At 66.2% G+C, this 17175-nt stretch carries 10 protein-coding genes; 3 read left to right on the top strand and 7 right to left on the bottom strand.

All coding sequences use genetic code 11. From position 1 onward, the window contains the following. Positions 1-9: 9 nt before the first annotated feature. Positions 10-1428 (bottom strand): FAD-linked oxidase C-terminal domain-containing protein, encoded by a 1419-nt coding sequence (locus tag V6657_RS13525; protein ID WP_048936093.1) that lies wholly within the window; start codon positions 1426-1428, stop codon positions 10-12. Positions 1429-1546: 118 nt separating this feature from the next. Between V6657_RS13525 and V6657_RS13520 the strand changes: the two genes are divergently transcribed. Further along, complete coding sequence (locus tag V6657_RS13520) at positions 1547-2104, top strand: cob(I)yrinic acid a,c-diamide adenosyltransferase (protein ID WP_048936094.1); 558 nt, start codon at positions 1547-1549, stop codon at positions 2102-2104. Positions 2105-2174: 70 nt separating this feature from the next. On the opposite strand, the gene V6657_RS13515 is transcribed toward V6657_RS13520, so the two are convergent. From V6657_RS13515 to V6657_RS13495, 5 genes are all read right to left on the bottom strand, one after another. After that, positions 2175-3077, bottom strand: coding sequence for a mechanosensitive ion channel family protein (locus V6657_RS13515; RefSeq protein ID WP_048936095.1), 903 nt, complete (start codon positions 3075-3077; stop codon positions 2175-2177). A gap of 169 nt (positions 3078-3246) precedes the next feature. Then, positions 3247-4326 (bottom strand): 3-deoxy-7-phosphoheptulonate synthase AroG, encoded by a 1080-nt coding sequence (gene aroG, locus V6657_RS13510; RefSeq protein WP_048936096.1) that lies wholly within the window; start codon positions 4324-4326, stop codon positions 3247-3249. 388 nt (positions 4327-4714) lie between these two features. After that, a complete protein-coding gene (tldD, locus tag V6657_RS13505) occupies positions 4715-6178 on the bottom strand; it encodes a metalloprotease TldD (RefSeq protein WP_048936097.1) in 1464 nt (487 codons plus the stop codon). Between the two features lie 30 nt (positions 6179-6208). Next, complete coding sequence (locus V6657_RS13500; protein ID WP_048936098.1) at positions 6209-7036, bottom strand: carbon-nitrogen hydrolase family protein; 828 nt, start codon at positions 7034-7036, stop codon at positions 6209-6211. Positions 7037-7092: 56 nt separating this feature from the next. Then, a complete protein-coding gene (locus V6657_RS13495; RefSeq protein ID WP_048936099.1) occupies positions 7093-11349 on the bottom strand; it encodes a YhdP family protein in 4257 nt (1418 codons plus the stop codon). 177 nt (positions 11350-11526) lie between these two features. Between V6657_RS13495 and glnE the strand changes: the two genes are divergently transcribed. Together glnE and rrtA are read left to right on the top strand one after the other, a co-directional pair. Beyond that, a complete protein-coding gene (gene glnE, locus V6657_RS13490) occupies positions 11527-14397 on the top strand; it encodes a bifunctional [glutamate--ammonia ligase]-adenylyl-L-tyrosine phosphorylase/[glutamate--ammonia-ligase] adenylyltransferase (RefSeq protein ID WP_048936100.1) in 2871 nt (956 codons plus the stop codon). Then, complete coding sequence (gene rrtA / locus V6657_RS13485; RefSeq protein ID WP_048936101.1) at positions 14394-15023, top strand: rhombosortase; 630 nt, start codon at positions 14394-14396, stop codon at positions 15021-15023. Before glnE ends, rrtA begins: the two co-directional genes overlap by 4 nt. Before the next feature lie 67 nt (positions 15024-15090). On the opposite strand, the gene mprA is transcribed toward rrtA, so the two are convergent. Next, positions 15091-17154 (bottom strand): MprA protease, GlyGly-CTERM protein-sorting domain-containing form, encoded by a 2064-nt coding sequence (mprA, locus tag V6657_RS13480; RefSeq protein WP_048936102.1) that lies wholly within the window; start codon positions 17152-17154, stop codon positions 15091-15093. Between the last annotated feature and the right edge of the window lie 21 nt (positions 17155-17175).

Raw genomic sequence — 17175 nt, 5'->3', positions numbered from 1 at the left:
GTCTGTCGCTTACAGGTGGAAGATCTTGCCGGGGTTCAGGATGTGCTTCGGATCCAGCGCCTGCTTGATGCTGCGCATCAGGTCGATCGCATCGTTGCCGTGCTCGGCGATGAGCGAGCCCATCTTGTGCAGGCCGACGCCGTGCTCGCCGGTGCAGGTGCCGTCCATGGCAATCGCACGCGCGACGATGCGCTGGTTGATGTGCTCGGCCTCGTCCCGTTCCTCCGGCTTGTCGGGGTCGATCAGCAGGCAGACGTGGAAGTTGCCGTCGCCCACGTGGCCGACGATGGGGGCGGGCAGTTTGAACGGGCTGGCGAGCAGGTCTTTCTCGGTCTCGACCACGCAATCCGCCAGGCGCGAGATCGGCACGCACACATCGGTCGTGACCGCGCGGCAACCGGGCTTGAGTTGCAGAAAGGCGAAGAATGCGTTGTGGCGGGCGTTCCACAGGCGGCTGCGGTCTTCGGGGCGCGTGGCCCATTCGAAGCCTTGGCCTTTGTGCTCGGCGGCGATCTGCTGGACGGTCTCGGCCTGTTCCTGCACGCCGTGCTCCGAGCCGTGGAACTCGAAGAACAGCGTCGGCATTTCGGGCAGCGTGAGCTTGTCGTACTGGTTGATCGCGCGGATGGCCAGTGCGTCGACAAACTCCACGCGCGCAATCGGCACGCCCATCTGGATGGTGTCGATCACGGCGGACACCGCATCGCCCATGCTCGGGAACGCGCATACGGCGGCGGACACGGCCTCCGGCTGCGGATACAGCTTCAGCGTGATCTCGGTGATGATGCCCAGCGTCCCCTCGCTGCCGATGAACAGGCGCGTCAGGTCGTAGCCCGCCGACGATTTGCGTGCGCGGTTGGCCGTCTTGATGATGCGGCCGTCGGCGGTGACCACCGTCAGGTTCAGCACGTTCTCGCGCATCGTGCCGTAGCGCACGGCGTTGGTGCCGGACGCGCGCGTCGCGCACATGCCGCCAATGGACGCATCCGCACCCGGGTCGATCGGGAAGAACAAGCCCGTGTCGCGGATTTCGGTATTGAGCTGCTTGCGCGTGACGCCTGGCTCGACCGTCACCGTCAGGTCTTCCGGGTGGACGGACAGCACGTGGTTCATCTGCGAGAGATCGAGGCTCACGCCGCCGGCCACGGCCAGAAGGTGCCCTTCGAGCGACGAGCCTGCGCCGTACGGGATCAGCGGAATTTCGTGCTCGAAGCACAGCTTGGCGACGGCGGCGACGTCCTCGGTGGTCTGCGCGAAGACGACGGCGTCGGGCAGCATCGGGTCGTAGGCGGATTCGTCGCGGCCGTGGTGGGCGCGCACGGCTTCGGCGGTGGAGAGGCGATCCCCGAAACGGGCGCGCAGCGCGTCGAGCATGACGTGCGGAATCGGTTTGCGGATCAACTGGGAAGGGGGAGCGGGGTGGTTCATGGCGTCTCGCAGGGCTGCGGTCTGGGCCGGCTTGAGTTGCCCATTCTAACGCCGGGGTTGCGCGCGGCTTGCGATAATGGCCCGTATCGATATTGCACCGCATCTAGGGAGACGCATCGTGGGCAACCGCTTATCCAAGATCGCCACGCGCACCGGCGACGACGGCACCACCGGCCTCGGCGATGGCAGCCGCACGGCAAAAGACAGTCTGCGCATCGCCGCCATCGGCGACGTCGACGAACTGAACTCGCACATCGGCGTACTGCTGACGGAAACGCTGCCCGACGGCGTGCGTGCGGCGCTCACCGCCATCCAGCATGACTTGTTCGACCTCGGCGGCGAGTTGTGCATCCCTGGCTACACGATGGTCACGACGGCGCACGTGCTGCGGCTCGACCAATGGCTGGCGGACTACAACGCCGATCTGCCGCGCCTGGCCGAATTCATCTTGCCGGGCGGCAGCCGCGCGGCGGCACAGGCGCACATCTGCCGCACCGTCGCGCGCCGGGCCGAACGCAGCATCGTCGCACTCGGCCGCGCAGAGACCATTGGCGAGGCGCCACGTCAGTACGTCAATCGTCTATCGGACCTGCTGTTCGTGCTGGCGCGCGTGCTCAATCGCGCAGACGGCGGTACGGATGTGCTGTGGAAGCGCGACGAGCACAAGCCCGCGTAATCCGTATCAGCGCATCAAAGCAAAACGGCCCGGTTATGTACCGGGCCGTTTGCTTTGCAGCGCGTGCGAATCAGTTCACGCTCGTCGGCGTGGTCGTGCTCTGTGCCACGGCAGTCAGCCCGGCCAGTTGCCCCGGCGTCGTAATCGTCAGGGCCTGCGACGGCGTCGGTGCCGGGAAGCCAGCCTCGGCCAGCGCTTCCTTGATCGTGCGGTTGGTGTCGAAGTAGACCTGCCAGTAGTTGTCGTTGTGCGTGTAGGGGCGCACGGCCAGCACCGGTCCCACCAAGTTGAACTCCAGGATCTCCACATCGACGGCCGGATCGGTCAATACATTCGGGATGGCGGCAACCTTCTCCTTGAGCAGCGCGATGGCGGCGCGGTGGTCGGCGCTGCCGGCCAATTGCGCTTTCAGTTCAACGCGGCGGAACGGGTTGGCGGTGTAGTTCTGGATCGTGTCGGAGAAGATCTTGCCGTTGCCGACAATGGTGACCACGTTGTCCGGCGTGTTGAGCGACGTGGCGAACAGGCCGATTTCCTTGACCGTGCCGGTGATGCCACCGACCGTCACGAAATCGCCCACCTTGAACGGCCGCAGCACGATCAGGAACGCGCCTGCCGCAAAGTTCGACAGCAGCCCCGACCATGCCATGCCGATGGCCACGCCGGCTGCTGCAATCAGCGCCGCGAACGTCGTCGTTTGGATGCCGAAGTAGCCCAGGATGCCGATCACCAGCAGCACGTTCAACGTGACGGTGATGATTGAGCCCACATAGCGCAGCACCGTTGGATCGACCTTCTGTCGGCTCAACGAACCTTCCACCATACGTACCGCGAAATTGATCAGCCAGCGGCCGACCACCCAGAAGACGATGGCGGCAAGGATCTTCATGCCGACGTCGGTGGCGTACTGCGCGATGATCGCCTGGTACTTGCTTGCGGTATTGACGGCGGTGTCCGCCAGGGTGTCTGCCATGGTTGCCTCCAGGGGTGGGCAGGGGAATCTCCCTACGATATGTCAAAGACAACGCACTTGTGTGACTTTGATACGTTTTGCTCACATTTGTTATATGTTGCAGTGCGCTAGCAACGGCCAATAAAAAAGGACGCCCGCAGGCGTCCTCTTCAAATCACTTCAGCGCAGATCAGTTGCCGCTGCCGGGCACCAGACGGCGTTTGCGCACGGCCTCGGCCAGCGTTTCCAGCACCTTCACCGAATCGTCCCAGCCGATGCAGGCGTCGGTCACGCTCTGGCCGTAGGCCAGGTCGGACACCGGCGTGCCTTGCACGTGGTCCTGGCGGCCGGCGTTGATGTGCGACTCCACCATCACACCGACGATGCGGTTGTCGCCGGCAGCCATCTGGCGGCCGATGTCTTCGCACACCGGGATCTGGTTTTCGTGCTTCTTGCTGCTGTTGGCGTGCGAGGCGTCGATCATCAGGCGCGCGGCCAGGCCCGACTTGGCGATGGCTTCGCAGGCTTCCTGCACGCTGGCGGCGTCGTAGTTGGGCGCCTTGCCGCCGCGCAGGATGATGTGGCAATCCTCGTTGCCCGCCGTCGACACGATGGCTGAGTGGCCGCCCTTGGTGACCGACAGGAAGTGGTGCGGCTGCGAGGCGGCCTTGATGGCGTCCACGGCGATCTTCACGTTGCCGTCGGTGCCGTTCTTGAAGCCGACCGGGCACGACAGGCCGGACGCCAGCTCGCGGTGCACCTGGCTTTCGGTGGTACGCGCACCGATGGCGCCCCAGCTCACCAAGTCGGCGATGTACTGCGGGCTGATCACGTCGAGGTATTCGGTGCCGGCGGGCAGGCCCAGCTCGTTGATGTTCATCAGCAGCTCGCGCGCGGTGCGCAGGCCGTCGTTGATCTTGAAGCTGCCGTCCATGTGCGGATCGTTGATCAGGCCCTTCCAGCCGACCGTGGTACGCGGTTTCTCGAAGTACACGCGCATGACGATTTCCAGCTCGTTCTTGAAGCGCTCGCGCTGCTCGACCAGGCGGCGGGCGTAGTCCATCGCAGCCTTGGTGTCGTGGATGGAGCAGGGGCCGATGATGACGATCAGGCGGTCGTCCATGCCGTGCAGGATGCGGTGCATCGCGTTCCGGCTTTGGTAGATCAGGTCGGACACGGTGTCGCTGCACGGGAATTCGCGGATCAGATGCGACGGCGGCGTCAGCTCTTTCAGTTCGCGAATGCGCAAATCATCGGTGTTCTTCGGCATGGAAAGCTCCGGGGATGTGTCTTGAGTTCTATTGGAAACGTCTACTGTGTTCGGATCATGTTTCGCGTCGGTGCCGGGGTGGGGCAGGTGACTGGGCGAAAAAAAACCGCCAGGGTCGCTGGCGGTTTTCGGTATCTGCTGGGTGCTTTTATTTTTGCTGCAAGCGCCCCTCTCCTTCCGCCAGCGGTGCGAGATGCCAAAAGTAAAAGTAAAAAAACTTGGCTAAGGACATGGAGAGAATGCTAAGTACTGCAACAAAAATCAGGGAAGCGCGGGTGACAAAACTACCGCGCCGCACCAATCGAACCGTCTTTATAGCTGCTTTTTCTGAGCGCCGCAAGCGCGGTTTTTCCGGGCCTGCGGCATCAAAACGACGGGTTTGTGGCGATTAAGCCGTGCCGCCCACCGTCATGTTCTCCATGCGCAGGGTCGGCTGACCCACGCCCACCGGCACGCTCTGGCCTTCCTTGCCGCACACGCCGATACCCGAATCGAGGCGCATGTCGTTGCCGATCATGGTCACGTGCTTGAGCGATTCGGGGCCGCTGCCGACCAGCGTGGCACCCTTGACGGGATAGGTGATCTTGCCGTCCTCGATCATGTAGGCCTCGCTGGCCGAGAACACGAACTTGCCGTTGGTGATGTCGACCTGGCCGCCGCCAAAGTTGACCGCATACAGCCCCTTCTTCACGCTGGCGATGATCTCCTGCGGGTCTTTGTCGCCGCCGAGCATGTAGGTGTTGGTCATGCGCGGCATGGGCAGGGCGGCGTAGCTCTCGCGGCGGGCGTTGCCGGTCACCGGCATCTTCATCAGGCGTGCGTTGAGCGTGTCCTGCATGTAGCCGGTGAGGATGCCGTCTTCGATGAGCGTGTTGCACTGCGTGGGGTTGCCTTCGTCGTCGAGGTTGAGCGACCCGCGGCGGTTGGCGAGCGTGCCGTCATCGACCACGGTGACGCCCTTGGCTGCCACGCGCTCACCCATGCGGCCAGAAAAGGCGGATGAGCCCTTGCGGTTGAAATCGCCTTCCAGGCCGTGGCCGATGGCTTCGTGCAGCAGCACGCCGGGCCAGCCCGGGCCGAGCACGACGGTCATGGTGCCCGCCGGTGCCGGCTTGGCTTCCAGGTTGACGAGCGCGGAGGAGACCGCCTCGTCCACGTATTCGCGCAGCAGGTCGTCGGTGAAGTAGCCGTAGGCATAACGGCCGCCGCCGCCGGAGCTGCCCATCTCGCGGCGCCCATTCTGCTCGGCGATGACGGTAACGGAGATGCGCACCAGCGGGCGCACGTCGGCCGCGATCACGCCGTCGCTGCGCGCGACCAGCATCACGTCGTATTCGCCAGCCAGGCCGGCCATGACCTGCACCACGCGCGGGTCTTTGGCGCGGGCGAGCTTTTCGATGCGTTCGAGCAGGGCGACCTTTTCGGAGGCCGTCATCGAATCGAGCGGGTCGTTCGGCGCATACAGCGAGTGGCCGCTCGGGCCGCTGGCGAGGCTGCTCGCCACCTTCACGCGGCCGGACCCGGCCTTGCCGATGGTGCGCGTGGCACCGGCGGCCTGCATCAGCGCGGGCAGGCTGATGTCGTCGGAATACGCAAACGCGGTGCGGTCGCCCGAGACGGCGCGAACGCCCACGCCCTGGTCGATGCTGAAGCTCCCGGATTTGACGATGCCTTCTTCCAGGCTCCACGCCTCGTTGCGGGTGTACTGGAAGTAGAGGTCGGCATAGTCGACGCGGTGTGTGAAGATGTCGGCCAGTGCGCGCTGCAGGTGCGCCTCATCAAGGCCGTACGGATCGAGCAGCACGCGGCGCGCGATGGACAGATTCTGGATGGCGATGTCGCCTGCGTTCATGGTGAGTTCTCGCAAAGAAATTCGGTTGGCTTACATCACACGGTGTTTCAACGCCGGCAAGTCCTGGCGCACTTGCGCCAGGCGGGCCGGGTCCATGTCGCCGACGACCACGCCTTCGCCTTCGGGCAGCGCGGCGATGACTTCGCCCCACGGGTCGACCAGCATGGAGTGGCCCCAGGTGCGACGGCCGTTTTCGTGGCGCCCGCCCTGTGCGGCGGCGAGCACGTAGCACTGGTTCTCGACCGCGCGGGCACGCAGCAGGATTTCCCAGTGCGCGGCGCCTGTCACGTAGGTGAAGGCCGCCGGCATCAGAATCAAGTTCAGGTTGCCCTGTGACGACAGCGCGCGGTACAGCTCCGGAAAGCGCAGGTCGTAGCACACCGACATGCCCACGCGGCCGCACGGCGCATCGAAGGCGACCGGTGTGGCACCGGGCTCGATGGTGCGGGCTTCGTCGTAGCGCTCTTCGCCGCGCACGAAGTTGAACAGGTGGATCTTGTCGTAACGCGCAACGCGCATGCCCGCTGGGTTGAACGCGAGCGACGTGTTGCGCACGCGTTGCTCGTCTGCGCACCACATCGGCAGCGTGCCGCCGACCAGCCACAGCTTGTGGCGGCGCGCGGCATCGGCCAGGAACGTCTGGATGGGGCCGTCCTCGTCATTCTCGCGGATGGCGACCTTGTCGCTGTCCTTGCGGCCCATCTTGCAGAAGTACTCGGGCAGCAGCGCCAGTTGCGCGCCCTGGGCTGCAGCCTCGGCGAGCAGTGCATCGGCGCGGGCCAGGTTGGCGTCCACCTCGATGCCCGTCACCGTCTGGATGGCGGCGACGCGGAAAGGTGCTTCGAACGGCGCATCCATGCCGGAGGCGGCATGGGCAGACGTAACGGTCGTGGCAGTCGTCGAAGTCATGGGGCCTATTTTGCCGAGGTTTGCGGTTGGCTGCCCGAGTTGCTGCTGGAGGCGACTTTCTCGATCTTCGGATCGGCCCAGCTTCCGGTCACGTGATATTGCGTGGCGAACGCCTTTGACATCTGATCACCCAGGATCAATTGCGCCGCCAGCGTGCCCAGTCCGATGGCCGGATTGATGAACGCCGCCGCCAGCGACGCCGACGTGGCGTCCACCTTGGGCGTGACCTTCACGCGCAGATCCTGCGTTTCCTCGAGGATGTTGGCCGAGCCCTGCATCGCCACCTGGAACTGCGGGCCCTTGACGGTGAAATCTTCCGTGCGGGCAACGCCGCTGGCGATGGTGCCGGTGGCCGCCACGCTCTCGAACGGGGTGCCGCGACCCGTGGCGCTGCGCAGGTCGGTGGCGAAGTGCAGCAGGCCCTGCAGGCTCAGCACGCCGGCCAGCTTGGCCAGGCCCGGATCGACCGGCAGGAACTGTCCGCGCTCCAGGTTCAGCGCCATGCGGCCGTTGAGCGTGGGCGTGTCGATCGACATGGGCGAGCCACGCCACACCACGCGGCCTTCGAGCCTGCCCTTGGCACCATCGAGCACCTTGGCGAAGCCCATCTTTTGCAGCAGCTCGCCGGAGTCGCGCAGGTCCAGGTGGAAGTCAAGCAGGGTGCGGCGTTCAGGGTCGTCGCCACCGCCACGCAGCCGGCGCGGGATGCGCCACGTGCCCTGCGCGGTGAGCGTGGCGGCCGGCTGCTCGATCTTGAGCGTTTCCAGCGTCCACACCGGAGTGCCATCGGTGATCTGGCTGCGCGCCTTGATCTCCAGCTTGCCCAGCGTCTTGCCGCGCAGGTCGAACTTGTCGGCCACGAGGTCGAGCGACGGGATTTCCTGCGAGCTGCTGGCCAGGGACTCGGTCAACGCGCTTTCTTCCTTCGCGTCGGGGATGCTCATGCGCGACAGACGCATGGTCAGCTCGCCGAAGGGCACGGCGGCGCTCTCCGCGTGCCAGCGTGTCGTGCCGGCAATCTCGCGTGAATCGATGGTCGACTGCCAATTGGCGCCGTCACGCGTGGCGTCGATGCTCACGCCACTGAAATCGCGGCCGAGGATACGCAGCGTCTGTGCACGCCCGTTCAGGCGGGTGGGCAGGTAAGCGTTGTGGCTGTTGGCGGCACTGGCGGCAGCGTGTTCGGTAGCCACTTGCGCGGCACTCTTCTCACCCGCTGGCGTGGCGAAGACCTGACGCCAGGCGTCGATATCGAGCCGGTCCAGCGTCAGGTTGGCTTGCACACCCTCGGCGGGTTGCGGCACGGGCTGGCGTACGCCGATGCCGCCGCGCAGCACTTCGGTGCCGTTGCCGTTGCTGCGCAGCTCGTAGCGCGCGGAGGCAATGTTGCCGATCTGCAGTGTGACTTCGTCGAGTGCGTTGTTGGCGGCCAGCGGCTGCATGTCGAAGCGCACCGGCAGTGGCTGGCCGGCGGCCTTGTTCAGCGGTGCGGGCAGGCGCACCGTCATTGGCGTCAGGTCGGATTGCACCTGGATGACGGGCCGATGCTGCTTGACGCTGATGGTGGCGTTGTACGGTGCACTGCCGTCCAGCGTGCGGGCAATCGCGGCGATGGGGCTGCCTTCCGGGGTGGTTTCACGCAAGCCCTGCGCCGAGGCGGTGCCAGCAACCTGGATGCGGATCGTGCCGTCAGGCGCGGTGCCGCCGGTCGGGCGAATCTCGCCGCCGGCAAAGCGGGCGCGCAGGTTGTCGAAGCCAATGCCCTTGTGCGTGAAGGTGAGCGCGCCGGTCACGTCGGTGAGCGGAGGCGCCTGCGGGATCAGCGTGACTTCGTTGCGCAGGAAGGTCACGCTGCCCTGGGCGCGGGCCGTGTGCATTTCGTTGAGCGGCAGGTCGAGCTTGAGCGCCAGCGCGGCGTTGCCCTGCGCGCGTGCGTCCTTGGTGAAGTGGCCGATCCAGCCACCAACCGGGCTGGCCTCGATGTACTGCAGGAAGCTTTGCGTGGCGCCGTCGGCACGGCCGTCGATGGTGAGAAGGGGATGGTGGTCGCCCATGTCGGGCAGGCTGCCGCTCACGTCGGTCAAGGTCACGTCACCTGCTTTGGCGCGCGCCACCTTGAACGACATCGAGGGTCCGTCGAACACAACCGTGCCTTCGGTATCAGTAAACGCCGGCCAGCCGGTCGGGTGCGATGCGTCGGCAGGGGCCGGCTGGTAGGTCACATCCTTGACCGGCACCTCGACGCGAAACACGCCCTTGTGCGGTGGGCGGTACGGGAAGTCGTACAGGTCGCCGGTCAGGACAAGGGTGACGTCGCTGGCGGTGCCGCCCTGCAAGGCGCCAGCCAGGTACTCGCGCGTATGCGGCCCGACGGACAGCGGCAGATAGCGCGGCACACGTGTGACGGTGGCGCGCTCCAGCGTGCCCTTCAGGTCGATGGTGCCGACATGGCTGGTGTCCGGCGCATGGCGGTAGTTGCCCGCAAACCGGGCCGACAGATCGCCATTGGAGAGCGTCAGGTTGTCGCTGCTGACGATCAGTTCTTGCTTGCGATACGTCCAGTTGAAGGTGCCTTGCAGGCGGTCCAGCGGCACCCGTGCTTCATCGAAGAGGCCAGGCAGGAGCAGGGCGGTATCGGAGGAATCGATGCGCAGCGTGCCCTTGTCGTCGGAGAAGACGGCGTTGCCGGAGAGGTTCTCGACGCCGGGCACGGCCGGCTCGGGGTGGTGGCCGGCCGGCACGGCGGGCAGTGCTCCGGGCCCAAAGGACACCTGCCGCAGCGTGGCGCGTCCCGTGAAGTGCACCGGCGCCGGTGTATTTGGCCGCCAGCGGGAGACATCGCGCTGCCAGTTGATGTCGAGATCGTCGATACGGCCGGCGGGCTGCTTGGTGCGCAGCGGCTCCAGCACACCGGCGGGAAGCGGTATGGCGGTGGCAATGCTGCGCAGATCGGTCAGATCCAGTGTCGTGGCCTTCACCTGCAGACTGCGCAGCTCGTTGCGCGTATCCAGGGCCCAGCCGACGCTTGCGTTGCGCAGCCCGCGTGGCATGCCGGCCGGGTTGGACGGGGCTTCGATGCCAGGGCCGGCCAGTTCGGGCGCGGGCGCCGGTTGCGCGGGCAGGTTCAGTGGCTGCCAGAGCAGCGTGTCGATGCGCAGTGTGTGTTCGCCGTGTGCGGTGCGCTGCTGCGTGGCGAGCGCCTGCAGGCTGCGCAGCTGGAGCGGGTCGAGATCTTTCCGGATCTGCAGGTCGAGCTGCTGGCCGGTCAGCCGCGCCTGGCTGCGCGTGAAGACGCCGTCAGCAAACTCCACCGAGCCGTCTGAACTGATGGTGCCGCTCTTGGCGGCTGCCATCACGGGCACATAGCGCTGCACCGCGGCCAGCTGCAGCGTGTCGACCTGCCAGTTGGCCTGGCCATGCCAGTGTCGCCAATCGCCGGGGCGGGCCAGCAGGTCATGGCGGAAATCGGCGCGCAGCTTGATCGCGCCGTTGAAGAGGCTGGGCGAAGTGCCGCTGGCATCCAGCCGGTGGCGGGTCGGGCCGCTGCGCAATTGAACGTGCACATTGCCCAGCGCCACTTCGGGCAGCTTCTGCTGCTCGTCGAGCCACCGCACGGCGCCTTCGCGGAAATCGATGTCGCCCTGGGAGAGCAGCTGGTCGAAGAAGTTGCTGTCGCCGCCGGTGTCGGGGCCAAGCGGCATGCCGGCCACGAGCAGGGCACCCTCGGGTGTGCGGCGGACCAGCACGTCGGCGCGGCTGGCGTGCAGCGCGGCAAACGTGATCTGCATGCGCAGCAGTGAGCGCCACGACAGCCGCGCCTGCACGTCCTGCACGGCAAAGGTCTGGCGGCCGGCGGTGTCACGCGCCTCGATGCGCTGCGCGCGGAAGGCAGGGTGCCAGCCTTCCCAGTAGGTTTCCAGCGAGCCGATGCCGACATTGGCGTGCAGTGCGCTCGACGCCTCGCGCTCCATCCATTCGCGCGCCACGCTCACGCGCGGCCATAGGACAAAGCGCACCAGCACCATGCCGACCATGGCCAGGACAACCAGTGCGACCACCGTTTTCCACAGGATGCGCCACAGCTTGCGCCAGATCGGCGCGCGGATGCAGGCGACAAAACCACCGGCAATCCCGCTTACCAGCCGAGTGATCCATGCCCAGATTGCGCCGGCCGCGCGCAGGCCTGTCCGGCGGGTGGACAGGGTGCTGGCGTGTCCGCCATCGGACTTCGGCGATTCTGGGGGCTGGGGCAGGCGGGGCATGACCGGGATTATCCGATATTCGTGGCGCAGTGCCACATTTGGAGCTGGGTACAGCCCTCGTGGAGCGGCAAGCACGCCCGATGCCCGTGAAAGTGCGTGACCACCGACCGGCCCGCGCGCATTTCAGCGAGAATGGACGCTTCCTTCGCAGCTCCCTTGATGGTTCGCATGACCCGCATGACCGATTCCACCTTGTCTGCCCAGCCGTTCCTGCAAGCCCCGGCCCGTGCGCCGGAACCCCCTCATGTTGCGTTGCCGTATGCGCAGGCCTATTCCCGCTATGTCCAACGCCTGGCACAGGCGCGCGAAGGTTGGGCTGAGCGTGTGCAGACTGCCGCCGCCCGCCCCGTCGACGCTGCCTGGCTGTCGGCGCGCTTTACCGAGCTGTTCGACGCCACGGCCGTGGAGACCGAGCCCGCGCTCAAGCGCGCACTGCGCCTGCTGCGCAACGAAGTGTTCGCCACGCTCATCGAGCGCGATCTGTCCGGCGCCGCTACGCTCGATGAAGTGACCGGCAGCATGACGGATCTGGCCGAGTTTGCCGTGCGTGCGTCCATCTCCGTGATCGGCCAGGAGCTGCAGGCGCTGCACGGCCAGCCGATCGGGCAATCCTCGGGCGAGGTGCAGGAGCTGGTGGTGGTCGGCATGGGCAAGCTTGGTGGGCGCGAGTTGAACGTCTCGTCCGACATCGACCTGATCTTTCTGTACGACGACGATGGCGACACGCAAGGCGGCCCACGTCCGCTGTCCAACCACGAGTACTTCACGAAGCTGGGCCGGCGTCTGATCAACGCACTGGCCGACGTGACCGAAGACGGCTACGTCTTCCGCGTCGACATGCGACTGCGCCCGAACGGCGATGCCGGTCCGCTGGCCTGCAGCCTGGGCATGCTGGAGGAATACTTTGTCGTGCAGGGCCGCGAGTGGGAGCGCTACGCCTGGATCAAGGGTCGCGTCATTACCGACCCGACCAGCCCGCACGCGGCGCGCGTGATCCAGCAGCTTGATCGGGTGACCGGGCCGTTCGTGTTCCGGCGCTACCTGGACTACGGCGTGATCGCCGCCATCCGCGCGCTGCATGCGCAGATCCGTGCGGAGGCGGCCAAGCGCAGCAATGGCGCCAACCGACAGCCCGGCGAAGTTGACGGCCAGGTGCACGCGCGCTCGCCGAACATCAAGCTGGGGCGCGGCGGTATCCGCGAGATCGAGTTCGTTGCGCAGGTGTTCCAGCTGATTCGTGGCGGGCAGGATTTTGGACTGCGTGTGCGGCCCACACTGGAGGTGCTGCGCGCCGCCGCCGAGCGCGGCCTGATCGACGACGACGTGGTTGCCCGCCTGACCGAGGCCTACCGCTTCCTGCGCCAGCTTGAACACCGCCTGCAATACGTGGAAGACGCGCAGACGCACAACCTGCCGGGGGCACCGGAAGACCAACTGCGTGTGGCCCGCATGATGGGCTTTGACGATTACGCCGCACTGATTGCCAAGCTGGAGGCCTATCAGGACGAAGTGGCGCAGCAGTTCGAGCAGACCTTCTCTGACAAGCAGGACAGCCAACCGCCGTGCGCCTCCATCTGGCACGCCGATCTGCTTGACGACGAGCGCACCGAAGCCGCTCGCGCGCAGCTTGCCGACCTGGGCTACGCCGACGCCGACAGCGTGCTCGAACGCCTGCGTGCGACGCGCAACTCGCCGCGTTACCGTGCGCTGACCGAGGTGAGCCGCCAGCGTTTCGACCTGCTGATCAACCGCGCGCTAGACCACGCTGCGCGACAGACGGATGCCGACGTCACCATCGCGCGCTTCCTGAACTTTTTTGATGCGATCAGCCGGCGCTCGTCGTATCTCTCGCTGCTGTGCGAATACCCACAGGCGCTGGAGCGCGTGGCCCACACGCTGCATGCCTCGCGCTGGGCGGCGGACTATCTGACGCGCCATCCGCAACTGCTCGACGAACTGCTCGACGTTGAGGCGCTGTCGGCCGACCCGGACTGGCCCGCTTTCCGCGAGCGCGTGCGCGAGCGGCTGCGCGCCGCCGAAGACCACGTCGAAATGCAGATGGACATCCTGCGCCAGGAACACCATGCGGAGACCTTCCGCATCCTGTTGCAGGACCTGCAAGGCATGCTCAGCGTTGAGCACATCAGCGACCGGCTCTCCGACCTGGCCGACGCCATGCTGGACCTGACGCTGGAGACCGTGTGGAAGCAGGTGTCCACGCGCCATTGCGAGGTGCCGCGCTTTGCCGTGGTGGCCTATGGGCGCCTGGGCGGCAAGGAGCTTGGCTACGCATCGGACCTCGACATCATCTTTCTCTACGACGACGACCATGAGCGTGCGCCCGAGGTGTACGCGTCGTTCGCGCGCAAGCTCATCACCTGGCTGACCAGCCATACCGCCGCCGGCACGCTGTTTGATGTGGACACGCGCCTGCGCCCGAACGGCGCGGCCGGCCTGATGGTGACGCACTTCGAAGCCTTCCGCCGTTACCAGATGCGCGAGGGTGACAACGCCGCGTGGGTGTGGGAACACCAGGCGCTCACACGCGCGCGCTTCTGTGCGGGCGATGCGGAGATCGGCGCGCGCTTTGAAGCGCTACGCACCGCCGTGCTGCGGCAGGCGCGCGAGGCTGGTCCGCTGCGCGACGAGATCGTGGCGATGCGTGAGCGTGTGCTGGAAGGCCACGCCAATCCCACGGAACTGTTCGACCTCAAGCACGACCGCGGCGGCATGGTCGATATTGAATTCACCGTGCAGTTTCTGGTGCTGCTGCATAGTGCCGCGCATGCTGAACTCACTCGCAACAAGGGCAACATCGCGCTGCTGCACATGGCGGGCGAGCTGGGGTTGATCGATGCTGCGCGGGCGGCGCAGGTGGCCGATGCCTACCGTGATTTCCGTGCACGCCAGCACAAGCTGCGGCTGGATGGGCAAGCCGCCGCGCGCGTCCCGGCGGGTACCTGCGCGCACGAGGCCGCCCACGTGCGGGCGTTGTGGGAGCAGGTGTTCGGCGCCGTGCCCGCGTCGTCCAGCTCGCACGCCGGATGAGCGGGCGTCTGCACGCGGTGCATACCTGGGCTGCGTGCCTGGGTGTGGCTGCGTTGTCGGCCGCGTTCTCGTTCGTGCCGTGGTTGCACGCGGTCGGGTTGTATCAGCGTGATGCGGTGCGTGCTGGGCAGTGGTGGCGCCTCGTTACCGCCATGTGGGTCCACCTCGATATGTGGCACTGGCTGGGCGACGGGATGGCGGCAGCGGGGCTGATCTTGCTGCTGGCGCGCGTGCTGCTGCCACAGGCCATCGTTGGCGTGCTGGTGGCGTGCGGTGTGCTGGTGCAGATTGCGTTGCTCAGTCAGCCGGGGGTGCAGTGGTACGGCGGGCTCTCGGGCGCATTGCACGGTCTTGCTGCCTGGGGTGGTCTGCGGCTGCTGCGGCCACCAGCGGAGGTGGTTGAAGACACCGACGACCGCTTCTCACGCTGGATCGGCTTGCTGCTGTGCGTGGGCGTGCTGGTGAAGGTGTGGCTCGAGCAATCGTGGCTGTCGCCCATCGCCTATGACCCGCACTGGGGGTTTGGCGTGGTGCGTATCGCACATGCCTTTGGTGCGGCGAGCGGATTGCTGATCTGGGTCTTCGGAGAATGGCGCGCCCAAGGCAGGAGACAGACGCAGGGCTGACCGGCAGGACGCAGGTAACCTGGGAGAACGGACACGCCGGTTTGGCGCCAGCGTGTCCGTTTTGCGTTTACTGCGTGCGCGAGGAGCGACGACCGCGGCCGAAGCCGAATACGCCGCCCGCCAGCAGGAGGCCGGCCAGCCACAGCGGCAATGCACCGCCGCCGCCGCTGCTTTGGTTCAGGGGGCCGGTGCCGCTGGTGCCGCCGCTGAAGGGCAGGGTGCCGCCCGTACCGGTCCCCGGGGTGGTGGTCGGGGGCGCGGTGACCGTCACGGAAGCCGAGGTGGTTATCGTGCCGCCCGCGTTGTTGGTGACGGTTACCGTGAAGGTGTACGTGCCAGCGCTACTCGGCGTGAACGTGGCGGTGTAGTTACCGTTACCGTCCGGGCCTGCCGTGGTGACGTTCGTGCTTGTCCCGGCGGTTTGCGCCCACTGAACGCTGGAGAGCGTATTGCCGAAGCCTGCGCCAACGGTGGCCGTGAGGGTTACCGGATTGTTGGCAACGATGGTACTGGCCGAACTCGATACGCTCGCCGTCGGGTTGCCGACCGCCAGGGCAATGGCGGCGCCCGCATCCAGCATGCCTGCCCCGCATGCCCCGACATTCTGTGCGCAGTAGGTTCCTGCCGGGAAGGGGCGTGCCGACTGCGTCAGGATCGCTTTGATGTCGTTTACGCTCAGAGTGGGTTTGTAGGCCAGCAGCAGCGCGGCAACGCCCGCCACATGCGGCGTGGCCATCGAGGTGCCCATTTCGCTCTTATACGTATTGGTGTCAGTGCCCGGGGTGGTTAGGCTGGCATTGGAGATTGAACGGATTTTGATGCCGCTACCCGCGATGACCGTGCCTGAGCCACCGCCCGGCGCGCTGAGGGTTGTGCCGGTGCCGACGTTGGCGTAGTTGGCGTTGTCGCCGCCGATGGTGTGCGCCGTGACCGCGACTACGCCGCTGCAGTTGGCTGGTGAGCCGATGGTCGGAGCACCGTCGTTCCCGGTTGCCACCACGATGGTTGCGCCACGCGCTCTTGCTGCGGTAATGGTTGCTTGTTCGGCCCTGGAGCAAGCCCCCGCACCACCCAGGCTCATGTTGACCACCTGCGCCATCGGCGCGTTGACCGGCAGCGCAACACCGCTGGCACCAGGTACGCCACTCTCGCCCGTTACCCAGGCCAGTGCGTCCATGATGTCCGACGTGGTGCCGCCGCACTTGCCAAGCGCCCGCGCCATCTGGATGGTCACATTGGGTGCGATGCCGGCAATGCCCACCGAGTTGTGTTGCGCGACGATCTGGCCGGTCACGAAGGTGCCGTGCCAGCTGCTGTCGCTATGACTCCCTGCGGTGCCGCAGTAGCTGGGGTAAAGCGTTGTCTCTGACGAGGTCACCCAGTCGCCAGGGTCTGACGGATTGGGATCGCGACCCGCCGGCGTGTCGAGTGGATCGTTCTCCACAAAGCCCAGCGGCACCGTGTTGTGGCTCACTGGGTCGGGCGTGGAGTGGTAGGCGTCGTTGCTGATGAAGTCGTAGCCCGGGCGAATGTTGGCACCCGCCAGATCCTCATGGTTGGTCAGCAGGCCCGTGTCGATGACGGCCACGTAGACCGAGCTTGCGCCCTTGGTCGAATCCCACGCGGTGGTGACATTGGCTCCGCCGGCGGCCGGGGTCGATGGGCCGTTGGCAACTACGGTACTCGGCCACAGGTTCCACTGGCTGGCGAATTGCGGGTCGCTGGGCACGGCGGCCGGCCGCATGATGCGGTCAGGCGAAACATATTCGAATTGGCCGCTGGCCTCCATGCGCTGGGCGACCGTCTGGGCCTCTGCGACCGACATGGCGTTGGGCAGCGTCACCACATGCGCACCGCCCGACATGGCGCGTTTGTAGGTCACGGGCAGTTGTGCGGCGACCGACCAGCGTTGCACTGTCGCAACGTCTGCGCGGGCAACCGTGTCGCCTGCCGCAACCGATTGCGTCTTCAGCCCGCTGCTTCTCTCTTTCACGATCAGTTGCGTTACCCATTGCAACTGCGGCGCAGGTGCGGCGACTTTGCCCACCGCCAGCGCCGGAACAGCGTGATACGAAACCAGTCCGAGCGCGATCAGCGCACGGACCACCCCCCCGGGGACAATCGCCTTCATTTGAGAAGTCCTATTGTTGTA

Origin of the sequence: Ralstonia sp. RRA (assembly GCF_037023145.1) — a bacterium.
GTDB lineage: Bacteria > Pseudomonadota > Gammaproteobacteria > Burkholderiales > Burkholderiaceae > Ralstonia.
This window is presented reverse-complemented; position numbering and strand designations above follow the sequence as displayed.